This window comes from Enterobacter sp. RCC_40 (assembly GCF_041360735.1).
GTDB lineage: Bacteria > Pseudomonadota > Gammaproteobacteria > Enterobacterales > Enterobacteriaceae > Enterobacter > Enterobacter ludwigii.
In genome coordinates this window covers 264,836-280,380 of record NZ_JBFUPR010000004.1, presented here as the reverse complement: position 1 = coordinate 280,380, position 15,545 = coordinate 264,836, and the positions used below count along the sequence as shown (strand labels likewise).

At 55.9% G+C, this 15,545-nt stretch carries 15 protein-coding genes and 1 pseudogene; 10 read left to right on the top strand and 6 right to left on the bottom strand.

Annotation, left to right across the window (positions count from 1 at the left end; translation table 11 throughout):
• The first annotated feature begins 5 nt into the window (after positions 1-5).
• Both lsrF and lsrG read left to right on the top strand, forming a co-directional pair.
• Positions 6-893: a 3-hydroxy-5-phosphonooxypentane-2,4-dione thiolase gene (gene lsrF, locus AB6731_RS15980; protein ID WP_014171710.1), complete on the top strand. Its 888-nt coding sequence runs from the start codon at positions 6-8 to the stop codon at positions 891-893.
• The gene (lsrG, locus tag AB6731_RS15975) at positions 890-1,183 is read left to right on the top strand and encodes a (4S)-4-hydroxy-5-phosphonooxypentane-2,3-dione isomerase (protein ID WP_020883586.1); all 294 of its coding nucleotides are present in this window, start codon (positions 890-892) and stop codon (positions 1,181-1,183) included. The genes lsrF and lsrG overlap by 4 nt, the downstream gene beginning before the upstream one ends.
• Positions 1,184-1,221: 38 nt before the next feature.
• On the opposite strand, the gene AB6731_RS15970 is transcribed toward lsrG, so the two are convergent.
• Both AB6731_RS15970 and AB6731_RS15965 read right to left on the bottom strand, forming a co-directional pair.
• Entirely contained in the window at positions 1,222-2,070 is an 849-nt protein-coding gene (locus AB6731_RS15970) for a dihydrodipicolinate synthase family protein (protein WP_371006556.1), read from the bottom strand.
• A 12-nt stretch (positions 2,071-2,082) separates the two neighbouring features.
• Entirely contained in the window at positions 2,083-2,769 is a 687-nt protein-coding gene (locus tag AB6731_RS15965; protein WP_371006555.1) for a B3/4 domain-containing protein, read from the bottom strand.
• Between the two features lie 42 nt (positions 2,770-2,811).
• Here AB6731_RS15965 and AB6731_RS15960 point away from each other — a divergent pair, with 42 nt between their 5' ends.
• On the top strand, positions 2,812-3,414 hold the full coding sequence (locus AB6731_RS15960; RefSeq protein ID WP_020883589.1) for a helix-turn-helix domain-containing protein: 603 nt from the start codon (positions 2,812-2,814) through the stop codon (positions 3,412-3,414).
• A gap of 33 nt (positions 3,415-3,447) precedes the next feature.
• On the opposite strand, the gene ygjG is transcribed toward AB6731_RS15960, so the two are convergent.
• A complete protein-coding gene (ygjG, locus tag AB6731_RS15955) occupies positions 3,448-4,827 on the bottom strand; it encodes a putrescine aminotransferase (RefSeq protein ID WP_020883590.1) in 1,380 nt (459 codons plus the stop codon).
• Positions 4,828-5,263: 436 nt separating this feature from the next.
• Between ygjG and AB6731_RS15950 the strand changes: the two genes are divergently transcribed.
• Both AB6731_RS15950 and AB6731_RS15945 read left to right on the top strand, forming a co-directional pair.
• Positions 5,264-6,784: a methyl-accepting chemotaxis protein gene (locus tag AB6731_RS15950; RefSeq protein ID WP_371006554.1), complete on the top strand. Its 1,521-nt coding sequence runs from the start codon at positions 5,264-5,266 to the stop codon at positions 6,782-6,784.
• A 335-nt stretch (positions 6,785-7,119) separates the two neighbouring features.
• Positions 7,120-8,693: pseudogene (locus AB6731_RS15945) on the top strand (methyl-accepting chemotaxis protein).
• On the opposite strand, the gene AB6731_RS15940 reads toward AB6731_RS15945, so the two are convergent.
• Positions 8,690-9,184 carry a PadR family transcriptional regulator gene (locus tag AB6731_RS15940; protein WP_047956132.1) on the bottom strand — a complete coding sequence of 165 codons (495 nt, stop codon included), beginning with the start codon at positions 9,182-9,184 and terminating at the stop codon, positions 8,690-8,692. The pseudogene AB6731_RS15945 and the gene AB6731_RS15940 sit on opposite strands and share 4 nt — an antisense overlap.
• Before the next feature lie 146 nt (positions 9,185-9,330).
• On the opposite strand from AB6731_RS15940, the gene AB6731_RS15935 reads away from it, so the two are divergent.
• Positions 9,331-10,095: a siderophore-interacting protein gene (locus AB6731_RS15935; RefSeq protein WP_371006553.1), complete on the top strand. Its 765-nt coding sequence runs from the start codon at positions 9,331-9,333 to the stop codon at positions 10,093-10,095.
• On the opposite strand, the gene AB6731_RS15930 is transcribed toward AB6731_RS15935, so the two are convergent.
• Positions 10,096-11,265 carry a DNA repair protein gene (locus AB6731_RS15930; protein WP_047956131.1) on the bottom strand — a complete coding sequence of 390 codons (1,170 nt, stop codon included), beginning with the start codon at positions 11,263-11,265 and terminating at the stop codon, positions 10,096-10,098.
• A 280-nt stretch (positions 11,266-11,545) separates the two neighbouring features.
• The gene (locus AB6731_RS15925; RefSeq protein WP_025202968.1) at positions 11,546-12,121 is read right to left on the bottom strand and encodes a phage repressor protein CI; all 576 of its coding nucleotides are present in this window, start codon (positions 12,119-12,121) and stop codon (positions 11,546-11,548) included.
• A gap of 287 nt (positions 12,122-12,408) precedes the next feature.
• On the opposite strand from AB6731_RS15925, the gene AB6731_RS15920 reads away from it, so the two are divergent.
• From AB6731_RS15920 to AB6731_RS15905, 4 genes are all read left to right on the top strand, one after another.
• Positions 12,409-12,747 (top strand): DUF5347 domain-containing protein, encoded by a 339-nt coding sequence (locus AB6731_RS15920; protein WP_014171697.1) that lies wholly within the window; start codon positions 12,409-12,411, stop codon positions 12,745-12,747.
• 67 nt (positions 12,748-12,814) lie between these two features.
• On the top strand, positions 12,815-13,042 hold the full coding sequence (locus tag AB6731_RS15915) for a DUF2732 family protein (RefSeq protein WP_073396349.1): 228 nt from the start codon (positions 12,815-12,817) through the stop codon (positions 13,040-13,042).
• Positions 13,042-13,263, top strand: a complete 222-nt coding sequence (locus AB6731_RS15910) for a TraR/DksA family transcriptional regulator (RefSeq protein ID WP_020883597.1) — start codon at positions 13,042-13,044, stop codon at positions 13,261-13,263. Before AB6731_RS15915 ends, AB6731_RS15910 begins: the two co-directional genes overlap by 1 nt.
• 7 nt (positions 13,264-13,270) lie before the next feature.
• Entirely contained in the window at positions 13,271-15,466 is a 2,196-nt protein-coding gene (locus AB6731_RS15905) for a replication endonuclease (protein WP_371006587.1), read from the top strand.
• Positions 15,467-15,545: the final 79 nt, after the last annotated feature.

Sequence of the window (15,545 nt, the reverse complement as noted above, 5' to 3'; positions counted from 1 at the left end):
AGCAAATGGCTGATTTAGACGACATCAAAGACGGCAAAGATTTTGGCATCGGCACACCGCAGCAGAACGTGCCGTTTACCCTGAAGGGATGCGGCTCGCTGGACTGGGGAATGCAGTCCAGGCTGGCGCGCATCTTCAACCCAAAAAGCAACCGCACGGTGATGCTGGCCTTTGATCACGGCTATTTCCAGGGACCGACGACCGGCCTTGAGCGTATCGATCTCTCTATCGCCCCGCTGTTTGGGGAAACCGACGTGCTGATGTGCACCCGCGGTATTTTGCGCAGCCAGGTGCCTGTCGCCACCAATAAACCCGTCGTGTTGCGCGCCTCCGGCGGCAATTCGATTTTAGGGGAACTTTCCAACGAGTGCGTGGCGGTGGCGATGGAAGATGCGCTGCGCCTGAACGTCTGCGCGGTGGCGGCGCAGGTGTACATCGGCAGTGAATTTGAACATCAGTCGATCAACAACATCATCAAACTGGTGGATGCCGGTGCGCGCTATGGCATGCCGACCCTGGCGGTAACGGGTGTTGGCAAAGAGATGGCGCGCGACGCGCGGTATTTCTCGCTTGCCAGCCGTATCGCGGCCGAGATGGGGGCGCAGTTCGTCAAAACCTATTATGTCGACGAAGGGTTTGAAAAAGTAACCGCCAGCTGCCCGGTGCCGATCGTGATTGCCGGAGGCAAAAAGCTGCCGGAGCACGACGCGCTGGAGATGTGCTGGCGGGCGATTGACCAGGGGGCGTCCGGGGTGGACATGGGTCGCAATATCTTCCAGTCCAGCGCCCCGCTGGCCATGCTGAAAGCGGTGAAAAAAGTGGTACATGAGAACATGAGCGCGCGGGACGCGTTCCAGTTCTGGCAGGAAGAGAAACAGGGAGAAGCAAAATGAACGTGACATTAGTGGAAATCAACATCAAACCCGAGCGGGTCGATGAGTTTCTGGAGGTGTTTCGCGCTAACCACGAAGGGGCGATTCAGGAGCCGGGCAATCTGCGCTTTGATGTTTTACAGGATCCGCGCGTGAAAACCCGGTTCTTTATCTACGAGGCCTACAAGGATGAAGAGGCGGTGCTGGCGCACAAGAAAACCCCGCACTATCTGGCCTGCGTGGATAAGCTTGAGGACCTGATGTCAGAGCCGCGCAAAAAACGCAGTTTTGTCGGGTTGTTGCCGGCGTAACAGACCGCCGGGTAGCGCTTACGCTAGCCCGGCGATGCTCAGGCGAGGGCCAGGTCCGCCAGGATCGCCGCCAGCGTTTCGCGCGGTTTCCCGCTCAGCGACGCAAGCGGGAACGGCAGTGCAGGCGCGGCCACTTTCCCTGACATTTCTGCTGCTGCGGCCATCACCCGCAAACTGCCGTACTGGCGGAACAGCGCCCACAGCGGTGCCAGCCGGTCTGAGGGGGCGGTGTCTTTGGCTCGGGCAATCGCCAGTGCCGTCTGCGGATAGAGCCCTGCGATAACCGAATACCAGACATCAAACCCGGCCTGCAGGGCTGACGCCGCCCGCCAGTCGCCACTGATGCCCAGGGTGACGTTTTCAGGAAGACGGGCGCGCATGCGGGCGATATCGTCCGGTATGCGCCCGAGCTTGACGGATTTGACGTTCGGTAGCGCCGCCACGGCATACAGCAAATCGTCGTTAAACTCGAACCCGGTGGTGGCCGGGTTGTCGTAAATGCACAGCGGAACAGAGATCCGGTGGGTCACCGTCTCATACAGGGTAAACACTTCCTCTGCCGTCAGGCGCTGGTACGACACGGGGGCCAGTAACACCCCGCGGGCGCCGGCACTTTGCGCCTCATCCGCCAGACGGAGAATATCGTCGAGGCGAAGCGCGCCAATACTTACGCTCACCGGAATGTTGTCGGCATGCGCCACGGCACTACGGGTGATATGCGTGCGCTCTTCAGGCGTCAGATACGCGTAACTGCCCGTCGAACCGAGGATCCCCAGTGAATCGACACCGGCATCCACCAGCGGGCGCAGCAACTGCACAAACGCCTGCTCATCAAATTTCCCCTCTCGCAATGGCGTCAGAGGGAATGCGCTTAACCCGTGAAACATCCGCTTATCCTTTTAGAGTTCAATCAGTTGAAGGTGAGCAGTGGAGCCCGGCATCAGCCGCTGCAGGTTGCTGACTAACTCATCGCCAGCCTCCTGCAACGCCGATAACGGCATCGACGGCAGACTTTCGAGAATAAACCACATGTGTTGCGCCTGGCTATCGAGACGTGTACGCACGCCCTGGCGCCAGTTCCAGCGACGGCAGGTGACGCCGATATCATCGCGCCAGATAACTTCGCCCGCAGCCGGGTATTCGATAACCGGCTGGCCCTCTTTCAGGGTATCAAACGGTTCATTACCTTCGGCAAGCGTCAGACGCGGTGCGCCTGCATAAGCGGCAAGGTTCTCACCCCCGACGGGAATGGCGTAACGAATGCTGATGGCATTGTAAATATCGACCACTGGATCGAGCGGGGGCAGTGCGCCCTCTTTCAGCACTCGCTTACGCAGGGCCGATGCCGAGCAGGGCGTGCGTTTCGGTTTCGCACCAAACGCCCTGAACACGTCATCCCAGGCGCTGAGGTGCGCTTCCGCCCAGGCGACATCATCAGAGAGGACCTGCTGGCAGGCCTGTGCCAGCGCGGCAGAGGCCACGTCCGGCTGGGTTATCGGGGCGGCTTCAACCAGAATGCTCAGCGCCCGAAAGCCGGGGGCAATCCCGGTAAGACGCGGGTCTATTGACGGCGTAACGAGAGACATAAATAATCCTGTATTGACTGTTTTATACTATGGTAGTGACCAATGACTGATAAAGTCAATATAATGACCGATTCGGGTGCCGATATCGCCCAGGTAAGCCTGGCCGTCGCCACCCGCATTCGCAACTGGCGCAAAGAGAAAAAACTGTCGCTGGATGAGCTTTCACGCCGCGCCAGCGTCAGCAAAGGCATGCTGGTGGAGATTGAAAAAGGGGCGGCGAATCCCAGCATTGCCATTCTCTGCAAGCTGGCTGCCGCGCTGGGCGTTTCGGTGGCGGATATCGTTAACGTCTCCAGCGAGCCGCGGGTGCACGTCATAGAAGAAGCGGCGATCCCGGTTCTGTGGCAGGGCCCACAGGGCGGATATGCCCGGCTGCTCGCGGGCACGTCTGGCCCGGATATGATTGAACTCTGGCAGTGGGTGATGCATCCGGGGGAGCGTTTTACCTCGCCGGGGCATCCGGCGGGAACGTTTGAGCTGCTGCATGTCACTGAGGGAGGATTGACCCTGACGGTGGAAGAGACGGTGACGCAGGTGGCGGCAGGCGCTTCGGCGGTGGCGAAAACGGAAGCGGCACACGGCTACGCGAATGAGGGCGAAAATGTGTTGCGGTTTACCATGACGGTGGCGGAGTTTCACCGCTAAAAATACCCCCTCCGTCAGGAGGGGGAGTGGATATCACGCTTCTTCCACACTTACCCGCAGGGCTGCCAGCGCTTTACGCGCCGCTTTCAGCACCTGCTCACACTGTTCAACCGTTAGCGTCAGCGGCGGTTCAATGCGAATGGTCTTCGAGTTGTTGAGCGTTCCGGCAACCAGGACACGCTGGCGGAACATCTCGCTCGCGAAGCTGTAGCCGATTTCGTTGTCGACAAACTCAATGGCCATCAGCAACCCTTTACCCCGCGCATCCTGCACCAGATCCGGATATTCCCGGCCCAGCTGGCGGAAACCGTCCAGCAGCATATCGCCTTTCTGTTCCGCCTGTGCAGGCAGGTTTTGATCCAGCAGCACGTTGATGGTCGCCAGCGCGGCCGCGCAGGCCAGCGGGTTACCGCCAAACGTAGTGGTGTGCAGGAACGGGTTGTCGAACAGCACCGAGAAGACCTCTTCGGTCGCCACCGTCGCGCCAATCGGCATCACGCCGCCGCCCAGCGCTTTTGCCAGACAGAGAATGTCCGGCTGGACGTTCTCATGCTCGCAGGCAAACATCTTGCCCGTACGCCCCATCCCGGTTTGGACTTCGTCGAGGATCAGCAGTGCGCCAAATTCATCGCACAACTGACGCACGGCAGGCAGATAGCCCTGCGGGGGCAGGATCACGCCGCCCTCACCCTGAATAGGCTCCAGGATCACCGCTGCCACGTCGTCGCCGGTTTTACGGCATTCGCTCAGCATGGTGCGCATAGCGCTAATGTCACCAAACGGCACGTGGCGGAAGCCCGGCAGCAGCGGCATAAACGGTTTGCGGAAGGTGGATTTGGCGGTAGCTGACAGTGCGCCCAGGGATTTTCCGTGGAACGCGCCGCTGGTGGCGATAAACGTGAATTTGCCGCGCGGCGACTGGTACGCTTTGGCGAGTTTAATCGCCGCTTCGACCGATTCCGTGCCGCTGTTGCTAAAGAAGCTGTACTTCAGTTTGCCGGGCGTTAAGGCCGCGAGCGTTTTCGCGAGCATAGCGCGAAGTGGATCGAGCAGTTCCTGGCTATGGAGAGGTTGTTTCGCAAGTTGATTCTGTACGGCGGAAACCACAACTGGATTACGGTGCCCCACGTTGAAAATTCCAAAACCACCCAGGCAATCTATAAACTCCTGTCCCTGGGTGTCGACAAGCGTATTAAGACTTCCCGCTTGCCACTCTACGGCTCCGTAATCCCCGCCGGCGGTAACAGATTTGCGATACTCCAAAAACCCTGGATTGACATGCTCTTTAAAGTAATCGATGACCTCTCGGTTAAGTTGTTTCATCTCCTCATGATCAAGCGTTCGCTTCTCAATGAGATTCAGTGCGTGCGCGGTACAGGCAAGAGCCGAGGCGCTGGAAGGTAACCTGTTCAAAATGTGCTCCCGGGGATCGCGTATCACATGATACTGGATTAAGTATTGCAGGGATTACGCCACTTCAGATGCCTTAACGAAAATCAGGATAAACACCAGGTTAACATTGTGTTGCGCAAAATTTAATCATGCCGATATAACCGATACGGGATTTAGCGGTACGGCGGAAAAGGCCTGGGGAGGTGCGATTAAGAGGCCATTGCACTTATAGGGTGCAGACGCTGCGACTTAAGTGGGCGTTAACCCGTCATGCTCTGCAGGTAATTTCTCTACGAAAGTATTTGAAATCAATGAATTATAAAATCTCACAAAAAGTGCGGTTTAAGTGAAATCTGCGATCTCTATCAACTTTAACAACTAAAGATAAATTCTTTACCGCCGAAAAAACATTAATCCACAAAATTAACATTCAAATAACCTGCAAGGGATGCTCACGATGTCCGCTCCAACCTTTCTCACCCAGAATGAATATCCTCTGGACGATGACACCACCTTAATGTCGACCACCGATATCCACAGTTACCTGACCCACGCCAACGACACCTTTGTGCAGGTGAGTGGCTATCAGCTTGATGAGCTGATGGGCCAGCCGCACAATCTGGTACGCCACCCCGATATGCCAAAAGCGGCGTTTGCCGATATGTGGTACACCCTGCAAAAGGGCGAGCCGTGGAGCGGCATTGTCAAAAACCGACGTAAAAATGGCGACCACTACTGGGTGCGCGCCAATGCGGTGCCGATGGTGCGTCACGGGCAGGTGACGGGCTATATGTCGATTCGTACCAAAGCCACGGCAGAAGAGATTGCTGGCGTGGAGCCGCTCTATCGGGCTCTGAATGACGGGCGCTGCAAGAAACGTATACATAAAGGACTGGTGGTAAGGAAAGGCTGGCTGGGGAAACTTCCGGCTATGCCGCTGCGCTGGCGTGTGCGCAGCGTGATGGCGGGGCTGTTTGCGGTGCTGGCTGCCACGCTGGTGGCCACCTCAGCGGGTGCGTACTCGCTGGCTGCCGCCGCGGTAGTCATGCTGCTGGGCACGCTGCTGTTCGAGCAGCAGATTGTTCGTCCGATCGAAAACGTGGCGCGTCAGGCGCTGAAAGTCGCCACCGGCGAGCGCAACAGCGTGCAGCACCTGAACCGCAGCGACGAGCTGGGGTTGACCCTGCGTGCGGTAGGGCAGCTGGGGCTGATGTGCCGCTGGTTGATTAACGATGTGTCAAGCCAGGTGGTGAGCGTGCGTGATGGCAGCGACAGGCTGGCAAAGGGGAATGAAGATCTGAACGATCGGACGCGTCAGACCGTGGCCAATGTGCAGCAGACCGTGGCGACAATGAATCAGATGGCCGCCTCCGTGCAGAGTAATTCAGAAACCGCCGCCGAAGTGGACAAGCTGTCAGTGGCCGCCAGCAGCGCGGCGACCAAAGGCGGAAACGCGATGCAGACGGTGGTGAAAACCATGGATGACATCGCGGATAGCACGCAGCGGATTGGCTCGATTACCTCCCTTATTAACGACATCGCGTTTCAGACCAATATTCTGGCGCTGAATGCGGCGGTGGAGGCAGCAAGAGCCGGTGAGCAGGGAAAAGGCTTTGCGGTTGTCGCCGGCGAAGTGCGCCATCTCGCCAGCCGTAGCGCCAGTGCAGCCAACGATATTCGCAAGCTGATTGATGCCAGCGCCAGCAAGGTGCAGTCCGGCTCTGATCAGGTTCATGCCGCCGGTCGTACAATGGATGATATCGTCGAGCAGGTGAAAAACGTGACGCAGCTTATCGCGCAGATCAGCCACTCCACCTCTGAACAGGCTACCGGCTTGTCAGAGCTCACCCGTGCGGTGGCCGAGCTGGACAGCATCACGCAGAAAAATGCCGATCTGGTTGAGGAAAGTGCCCACATATCCGCAATGGTGAAGCATCGCGCCGGGCGTCTTAAGGATGCGGTCACCGTGCTCCATTGAGCCAGTAAGGTTCCAGCAAGCCGTTTATTTCATCAGGAATAAGCGGCTTTATTTTTTCTGAATGTAATTATCAATGTCTTTTATTGTTAATTTTATATTAAGTAACTAAAGAAAGCACATCAGATATTTACCCCAGCCTAAGTCCGTTTTCCCCGATGCTATTTTGAAAATGCCTCATCAGAGGGTGACGTAACGATCGATTTACGGATATTAATAGCCTGCACCTATCCATTGTTGTGGTTATGAAATAAAAAAACGATCAAAGTCATAAAGTTAGCGGTTTCGTTACCGATAACGGTGATCGTCTGAGAAATAATCACATCGATGGAGAAAATATGTTCTTACATGACGTAAAGATCGGCACGAAATTATTTCTGGCGTTTGGATTCTTTATTGTCCTGATGGTGGTCAGTGCGAGTTTATCCTTGCTAAGCCTGAACCGGGCGAACAACGGAATGCAATCCATCATTACCCGTGATTATCCGACCACGGTAAAAGCGAACCAGTTAATCGACAACTTCCAGGAATTTATTGGCACTCAGCAGCTGATGTTACTGGATGAACAGGGAACGTATACAGCGCAGTCACAGCAGCGTCTTAAAGCGATCAGCGAACAGATTACGGTGATCCTCGGCGAGCTGAATACTGCGCTGCAGGATCCAGAATCACAGCGGGTTCTTGCTGAGATACGCGGCGTGCGTCAGCAGTATCTGGACTCGCGTTATCGCATTTTGCAGGCGGTGCAGAATAACGATCGGGCGGGCGCTATTCAGGAGATGATGACCAACACCCTGAAGCTACAGCAGGCCTATAAAGCCAACGTGCAGGCATTGATCGCGATTCAGAACCAGGAAATGCAAAGCGCAGGAGTGCAGGTCGAGGGCGATTTCAAATCGAACCGCCTGCTGCTGATCCTGATCACGCTCTTTAGCGTCGCGACCGGCAGCCTGATTGGCTGGTTTATCGTGCGCTCAATCACGCGTCCGCTGGGCGAGGCGGTGGATTTTGCAAAAGCCATTGCCGAAGGCGATCTGACCGGCAGCATCACGCCGCACGGTAAAGACGAAACCGGCCTGCTGCTGCATGCGCTGATGGAGATGAAAACGCGTCTGCTGGACATTGTGCAGCAGGTCCAGACCGGTTCGGAGAATATCTCGACTGCCGCCGCGCAGATTGTCGCGGGGAACCAGGATCTTGCCGCGCGCACTGAAGAGCAGGCCAGCTCTGTTGAACAGACCGCTGCCTCGATGGAGCAGATCACGGCGACGGTAAAAAACACCGCCTCACACACCGGAGAAGCAACTCACCTCTCGGCGGACGCCGCCATGGTGGTCAAAAACAACGGCGAGATGATGAAGCAGGTCACCAGCAAAATGCGCCTGATTAACGAGACTTCTAACCGGATGTCCGACATCATCGACCTGATCGACGCCATCGCTTTCCAGACCAACATTTTGGCGCTGAACGCGGCGGTGGAAGCAGCACGTGCGGGCGAGCACGGTCGTGGTTTTGCGGTCGTGGTTTTGCGGTGGTGGCGGGCGAAGTGCGTCAGCTTGCGCAGAAGAGTGCGTCATCTGCCAGTGAAATTCGTCAGCTGATCGAAAGTTCTACCAGCCAGACGCAGGACGGGATGAACCTGGTCGAGAAAGCGAGCGAGTTGATTAACGGTATGGTCGGCAACGTGGAAGAGATGGACGTCATTCTGCGTGAGATCCGCCAGGCCAGCCATGAGCAGACGGAAGGGATCTCGCAAATTAACAGCGCGATTGGTCTGATTGATGCCACCACGCAGCAGAACTCCGCCCTGGTGGAGGAGTCTGTCGCGGCAGCAGCGTCCCTGAACGAACAGGCGATGCACCTGAAAGACCTTGTCCGCGTCTTCCGCGTGAGCGATCGCGTACTGGCTTAATCCAGCTGGGAGATCTCCAGCGCTGCGCGGTCGATCACGCCGATGATCTGCTTGAGCTGCGCATCGCTGAGTTCGCCCTGGTTCACCTTCAGGTCTAACACCGCTTTGAAGTTATCCAGAGCCCGCTTCATTTGCGGGTTTTTTCTCAGCTGGAAGCCGACGGAGCGCGCTTTAATACGCGCCTGAATCTGCGCCAGCTGCTCCTGATTTTCATCCAGCCACTGCTGACCGGCCGCGGTAATCGCAATTCTCTTGCGGCCATTCTCTTCTTCGGTGATGGTGATATAGGTCTGATCCTGAAGGTAATCGAGGGTCGGGTAGATAACGCCAGGGCTTGGGGTGTAATTCCCCTGCGTCATGTTCTCGATCGCCTTGATCAACTCGTAGCCATGGCTCGCGTTGTGGGTCAGGATATCCAGTATCACCAGACGCAGATCGCCGTGACCAAAAAAGCGTGGTCGGCGTCCGCCGCCGTCGTGTTCGTTTCGCATACTCATCCCTTCAAATTGATATATCTAAACTATATCTTAGATATATTCAGATGCAATCTAAAAGATCTTGCATTCTTGCTGATTAGCAATCATTATCATTTAAAATTAATTTAGATATATCGTATTCACCTGAGAAGGGTCTCACCATGACATCCACCCGTTACCCACAACGTGTTCGTAATGATCTCCGTTTTCGCAAGCTGGACGTGCTTCGCGTTGAGCGTGTCAGCGCAGGTTTCCAGCGCATTATTTTAGGCGGCGAGGCGCTGGAGGGCTTTAGCTCTCGCGGTTTCGACGACCACACAAAAGTGTTTTTCCCGGCCCCGGGGGCGACCTTTGTACCACCGGTTGTTACCGATGAAGGTATCGACTGGGGCGACGGTGTGCGTCCGCAGGCGCGAGACTATACGCCCCTGTACGATGCCGAACGGCATGAGCTGGTGCTCGATTTCTTCATACATGATGGCGGCGTTGCCAGTCACTGGGCGACAGAGGCAAAAGTGGGTGACACGCTCACGATTGGCGGCCCGCGCGGCTCGCTGGTTGTGCCGGAAGATTATGCCTGGCAACTGTATGTGTGCGATGAATCCGGCATGCCCGCGCTGCGCCGTCGCCTGGAAAGCATCGCAACACTGCCGGTTCGCCCGGACATTCATGCGGTGGTGACGGTCGGTGATGCGTCGTATCAGGACTATCTGGCCCATCTGAGCGCGTTCAACATCACCTGGGTTGTCGGCCACAGCGAACAGGCGGTGGCCGAGCGTCTGGCGGCGTTGACGGTGCCTGCGGAAGATTATTTTATCTGGCTGACCGGGGAAGGGAAGGTAGTGAAAAACCTGAGCCGTCAGTTTGAAACCGACGCAATCGACCAGCAGCTGGTGCGTGCCAGTGCATACTGGCACGCTAAATAATCAGGCTGCGGACTCCAGCTGCGCTTCGCTCACCTGATGTTCGAGCGAGGCGCGAACGTCATGCAGCGCCTTCTCCTGCTGGGCAAAGTAGGCTTCCATATTGCTTAGCGACGAGACCAGCAGCCAGGACTCCTCTTTCTCCAGCTCCGCCAGCTCGTTCACTAACGTGTCAATCTGCTCGCGAACCTGCGCCATTTTTTTGCGGATACGTTCCAGATCGTTCAGCCTGTCGCTGGCCATCAGCGGCTCAAAGCCCTGCTGCAGACGTGCCACCAGCGAACGAATGGCTTTAACGTCACCACGCTGTTTGGCCTGGTTGAGTTGCACCATCATCGCGTTGGCTTCTTCTTTCAGATCGTCAGCGACCAGGTCCGGATGGCAGAGCTTGCTCGCCTGACGCCAGAGACGCTTCAGTTCGTTCTGATCTTCCTCGGAAAGGTTCTTGCCTTTACGCAGACGCATTTCGGCATCGTGATGCTGCTCGCGGTATTTCTCGTACTCTTCATTGGCCTCGTCGCGCGCCTGACGTGCAGGCTCTTCTTCGCGCGTTAAGCCACTCTCCAGCTCCAGCGCTTCGGCCAGCAGGTTAGCAATCAGATTGCTTTGCTGCTGCAGTTGCTTACGCGCCTCGGCGGCCTGTACGGAATCCGCAGGCAGATCGCGCCAGCGCTGGGTCAGCATCGCCAGCACCTCCACCGCCTGCGCCATATAGCGCTGGCAGCGACGGTAATCTTCCTCACGTCGACGCGCCTCCGCCTGCTGACGTCGCAGGTTCAGCTCCGCCAGCGTTTTACGCAGGGCGAGGATCTGCTGCATCAGCGGTCCGAGGCGGGAGAAATAGAGATCGTTGAATTCATCGAGCTGTTGCACGCGGGCATTGCGACGGTCAATCAAATCCCTGAGGCGCTCTTCCAGCGCTTTCAGCTCCATCTTGCTGGCCGCCACCTGCGGGTCACGCCATTGCGTCATGGCGCGCTGGCCCTGTAGCCAGGCAGCGATCGCCGCCATGGCAACGGTATAGTTTTTCTGCTCAAGCGCCGCGACGATTGCCTGTAGCTCATCGTCAAACGCTTCATTTTTCAGCCGTGTCAGCTGGCTCTGGATGATGTCGTCGTCTTCCAGTTCAATCGCATTTTTTATGATTTCTAGCCGTTTGATCGGTGTGCTCATGATGCCTTTCGCTTTGGCGCTTAAGTATTTGAGTTAAGGTTAATTGTTGTAAACGCTACAGGAAATAATACACACGGATGATGATCGGCGCGATGGGGGATTTCTTTAGTTTTTAGGGTTTGTGAAGAAGAGTGGCACGAACAGGAAGCCGAAAGGCTGGCGGGGGAGCGTTGGCCCCGGTTCTTGTTCTGCCAGTCCTGAAGGAATACCTAAGGCTGAATGCACTGCATAGCGAAATCGAATGATGCCATACGAACCATACGTGCCATACGACCCGCCATCAGTTCACCTCGCTGTAGATGCCCACCACACGGCCCAGTGTTTTTATCTCATCGATACCGCATTCAAAGGGGACTTTGCCGCCCGCGACGTGGAGTTTTTTCCCCGGTAGCAGGGTTAAATCACGAAGACTGATAGTGCCTTCAATCTCAACCAGCCATAGCCCGTCGGTTAATGACGCCCCTTTTTCAACAAAGTGGAGCTTTGCCTCAGACCGGACTGCGATACCGCGAGTGAGCGGTTTGCTAAAGAGATGTGAATCGATACTCAAAGTGGAATTTTCTTCCAGCTGGCCATCACTGAGAGTGAATGTAACAACAGCAACGGGATCGCCAGGTGCAGGGTTACCTTCAAACTGGGCACCCTGTCCGGTCATCAACCAGCGCAGGCTGGCCCCTGTGTCCAGTGCACATTGTACCGCGAAGTCGTAGGAGATGGTGCCGCGCGCGTAGCGGTTCTGAAGGGAACTGGCGGCAATATTGAAGTGCCGGGCCAGCTGGATTTTTTGGGTAAAACCATATACCTGACAGATTCTATCGAGTAACTCTTCATTATTCACTTGAGAATCTAAAATCAAAATATATTCCTTTGGGTATTTACTAATACTCAATTGGGTATTAGTATCAATGCGAATTCGGGCAATCAGCGGCAGACGTTGGCAAACAGAGGCTAAAGATTGCAGACATTATCAAAATGGGAATCATGCAACATGGCTTCTGAAATCGCAATCATCAAAGTGCCAGCCCTGTCGTTAGGCTGGCGCAGTTCGCTGCGCTGGAAAGTGGCGTAACGCGTAGGCCAATCCCGTTTTCAACCCGTTACGGGTGAGTAATTCACACAGTGTGAATCAACGCGAGGGACGTTATGGCAATAGAAGCGACACGTGCAACGGTCCCACTCAAGGTGGGGGCACGTCTTTCCGGGCTTAATCACGTGGCCGAACTGCGTGCCAGGTACTGGGGCGATAACGAGAAAGCGCTGGCGCGGTTTTTGGCCGAGATGCGTGATAAGCGCGATCCCTGTTTTGAAGAGAATAACAGGGCGCTGGCCGCCATCTTTTTCCTGGCTAAATTACCCGCCGCCCGTCACGAATGCGGTATCAATGAGCTGACGACTGAGGAGAAAAGAGCGCTTATCGGAGCCATGAATCATTTCCGTGCAGTCGTGAGTTTATTTCCTGAACGGCTGACCATGCCGCTTTAATCCACCCCAAAACGTAATGGCGTAAACCCGCCGGGCATTTTATTGCCTGAATTAAGGAGAATGAGTGATGCGAAATAGCGAAAACCGCACTTTTCTGAACGGGCGCGAGGAACTCCAGCACCTGCTGGTGCAGGCGAAGATGGAGGAGCGCAGGGCGCGCGCACTCGCCGTCTCCCTGCGTCTGGAGGCATTAGCCAGTCACATCTATAAAACCGGAATGTGTGGCGAAGACGCAGCGGAACTGCTGTGTCACGAGGCTGCCCGTTACGAACGCGAATCCCAGGAGCTGCACTGATGGCCGATTTTATCGATCTGGCGCAGGAGCGCGAGCTTGAAGATCGCGAACGTCATATTAATAGCGCCCGCCAGCGATGCGCATCGCCCTCGCGTTTTACCTGCGAGGAGTGCGACATCCCGATCCCCGAGGCGCGGCGAAAGGCGTTACCTGGAGTGGCCTTATGCGTCACTTGCCAGGAGATAACGGAGCTGAAAAACAAACATTTCCGGGGAGGATAAGTTGGTGATGTCATTTGCTTATCCGTGGAATGAACCACGGTCGGCTATTGCCAGCCCCTACCTGACTCACCCCCAATTACAGCGTCGCGACCGTCTGTTCGCGGCGCTGCAGCAAGCCAGAAAAGCGCTCGCTCTGCAGCCTGACTGCGTGCGTTTTGACGTCTGGCGCACGGTTGATGCTCTTGAACTCCATCAGGGCAGCCTGCGAGCCAATGCCTTTTTGATTCGGTTCTGCAACAGGGTATTACCGCGTCTGCAGCAGGTCTCGGCACGGTATGCCTGTTCAGGTGTTGACCGTAACGTCTCCACCGCCGTTTTTGGTGGACACTTCGACACGCCGCTTTCGCAATATCTTGCATCGCGGATGGTTACGCTGATTGCCCGCTTCAACCGTCTCCCGGATATGTCCCGCGCCGATATTGATTTGCTGGCCGCTGACATCGCTGGCTTTATTCGTTCCGAGCTGGCGAATATCAATGACGCTGGCCTCGGCGAATTTCAAACCCTTCATGTCTGGTATCAGCGCGCTGGATTAATCACCCGCCAGTTCAATGTACTGCCTCCTCACTGGGAGCGCGTGTCGAAGATACTCTTTAACAAAGAGGACATTGCGCCAGCGGTGATCCGCATGTTTTCCGAAGACTGGTGGCGTGGACGACTGCGTCGCATGGCGGCCGCCTGGCGTGAGCATGTGCAGATTGCACTTGGAAACGTCAGCAAAAAGAAGTCTGTCTATGCGAGTAAACGCTGCATCACTGACTGGCGTGAACAGAAGCGGCGCACGCGTGAATTTCTTAAAGGTCTGGAACTGGAGGATGAAGAGGGCAACCGTATAAGCCTGATTGCCAGGCACGATGGCTCGGTGGCCAATCCCGCGATACGTCGCTGCGAACTGATGACCCGCATCCGCGGGTTTGAAAATATCTGCCATGAGCTTGGCTATGTGGGCGAGTTTTATACCTTAACCGCGCCGTCGAAATATCACGCCACCCTGAACACCGGCTATCGTAACGGCAAATGGAACGGGGCGAGCCCTGCGGATACACAAAGCTACCTGACAAAACTGTGGGCGCGGATCCGGGCAAAACTCCACCGGCAGGCGATTCGTCTGTTTGGCATCCGCGTTGCTGAACCCCACCATGACGGTACGCCTCACTGGCACATGCTGATGTTCATGCTGCCCGAAAACGTTGAGCGCGTTCGCCGCATTATGGAGGAATACACACAGGAGGAAGACGCTTTTGAACTGCAAAGCGATAACGCCAGAAAAGCTCGCTTTCACGCTGAAGCTATAGACCCGCAAAAGGGCAGCGCCACCGGTTATATCGCTAAATACATCTCCAAGAATATCGACGGCTATGCCCTTGATGGCGAGACAGATAACGAAAGCGGCGAGTTGCTTAAAGTGACTGCATCTGCTGTTTCGGCCTGGGCGGCGCGCTGGCATATCCGTCAGTTTCAGTTTATCGGCGGTGCACCGGTGACTGTCTACCGTGAGCTGCGCCGTTTGACTGATACGCAGGCCGCGCACGGTCTGAGCGTAGAATTTGCGGCAGCGCATGACGCCGCGGACGCCGGAGACTGGGCAGGATACGTCAATGCACAGGGAGGACCGTTTGTCCGTCGGGATGCGTTGCAGGTGCGCACGCTGTATGAGCCCCGTGCCGAATATAATCAGTACGGCGAAGAACGTGTCTGTATTCGCGGCGTTTACGACGCCGCACTCGGCCCGGGCTCGCCGATTTTGACCCGGCTCACGCAGTGGAAAATTGTGCCGAAGCGTGCCGTTGATTTGGCCGTTGACCTTAACGGCACCGCTGCGCGTTCTTGGAGTTCTGTCAATAACTGTACGGTGAGCGACGTCTCTCAACCCCTCAGCCGGCGTGCGAGACGCGCGTTAGCCGCCCGCATAACCCTCCCCAGACCGGTTGCAAAGACTCCCTTTGTCTATGAAAAGGATCCGCAGAACGGAGTGGCAGAGAGAGTGATTGATGAGATACGGCTCGCCACCGGAATAACGATCAGCCGGGGGGAAGCCCTGCATCTTATGGCGGGGGGCATTAGCCGTTTTAACGACAAATGGTGCCGGGGATCTGCAGACGGATCGCTATTTCCTGCGGCACCGTCTTATCAGCAAAAGGCCCGGAAAATCCTTGAACGTATAAGGTATTTAACGCATCTGATAAGCAAAGGGATTCGCTAATCTTCATCGATATCATGTACATACCTCGCATGGTTCTGATTTTTTGCTTCACTCTTTTTATGAATACATGCTACTGTAT

What these genes read in the sequence shown, in the direction of transcription:
- AB6731_RS15970 (WP_371006556.1), bottom strand. Translation starts at nt 2,070, where the DNA reads ATGTTTCACGGGTTAAGCGCATTCCCTCTGACGCCATTGCGAGAGGGG.
- AB6731_RS15920 (WP_014171697.1), top strand. Translation starts at nt 12,409, where the DNA reads ATGGCAATAGAAGCGACACGTGCAACGGTCCCACTCAAGGTGGGGGCA.
- AB6731_RS15905 (WP_371006587.1), top strand. Translation starts at nt 13,271, where the DNA reads ATGTCATTTGCTTATCCGTGGAATGAACCACGGTCGGCTATTGCCAGC.
- AB6731_RS15935 (WP_371006553.1), top strand. Translation starts at nt 9,331, where the DNA reads ATGACATCCACCCGTTACCCACAACGTGTTCGTAATGATCTCCGTTTT.
- AB6731_RS15960 (WP_020883589.1), top strand. Translation starts at nt 2,812, where the DNA reads ATGACTGATAAAGTCAATATAATGACCGATTCGGGTGCCGATATCGCC.
- lsrG (WP_020883586.1), top strand. Translation starts at nt 890, where the DNA reads ATGAACGTGACATTAGTGGAAATCAACATCAAACCCGAGCGGGTCGAT.
- AB6731_RS15950 (WP_371006554.1), top strand. Translation starts at nt 5,264, where the DNA reads ATGTCCGCTCCAACCTTTCTCACCCAGAATGAATATCCTCTGGACGAT.
- AB6731_RS15915 (WP_073396349.1), top strand. Translation starts at nt 12,815, where the DNA reads ATGCGAAATAGCGAAAACCGCACTTTTCTGAACGGGCGCGAGGAACTC.
- lsrF (WP_014171710.1), top strand. Translation starts at nt 6, where the DNA reads ATGGCTGATTTAGACGACATCAAAGACGGCAAAGATTTTGGCATCGGC.
- AB6731_RS15930 (WP_047956131.1), bottom strand. Translation starts at nt 11,265, where the DNA reads ATGAGCACACCGATCAAACGGCTAGAAATCATAAAAAATGCGATTGAA.
- AB6731_RS15965 (WP_371006555.1), bottom strand. Translation starts at nt 2,769, where the DNA reads ATGTCTCTCGTTACGCCGTCAATAGACCCGCGTCTTACCGGGATTGCC.
- AB6731_RS15940 (WP_047956132.1), bottom strand. Translation starts at nt 9,184, where the DNA reads ATGCGAAACGAACACGACGGCGGCGGACGCCGACCACGCTTTTTTGGT.
- AB6731_RS15910 (WP_020883597.1), top strand. Translation starts at nt 13,042, where the DNA reads ATGGCCGATTTTATCGATCTGGCGCAGGAGCGCGAGCTTGAAGATCGC.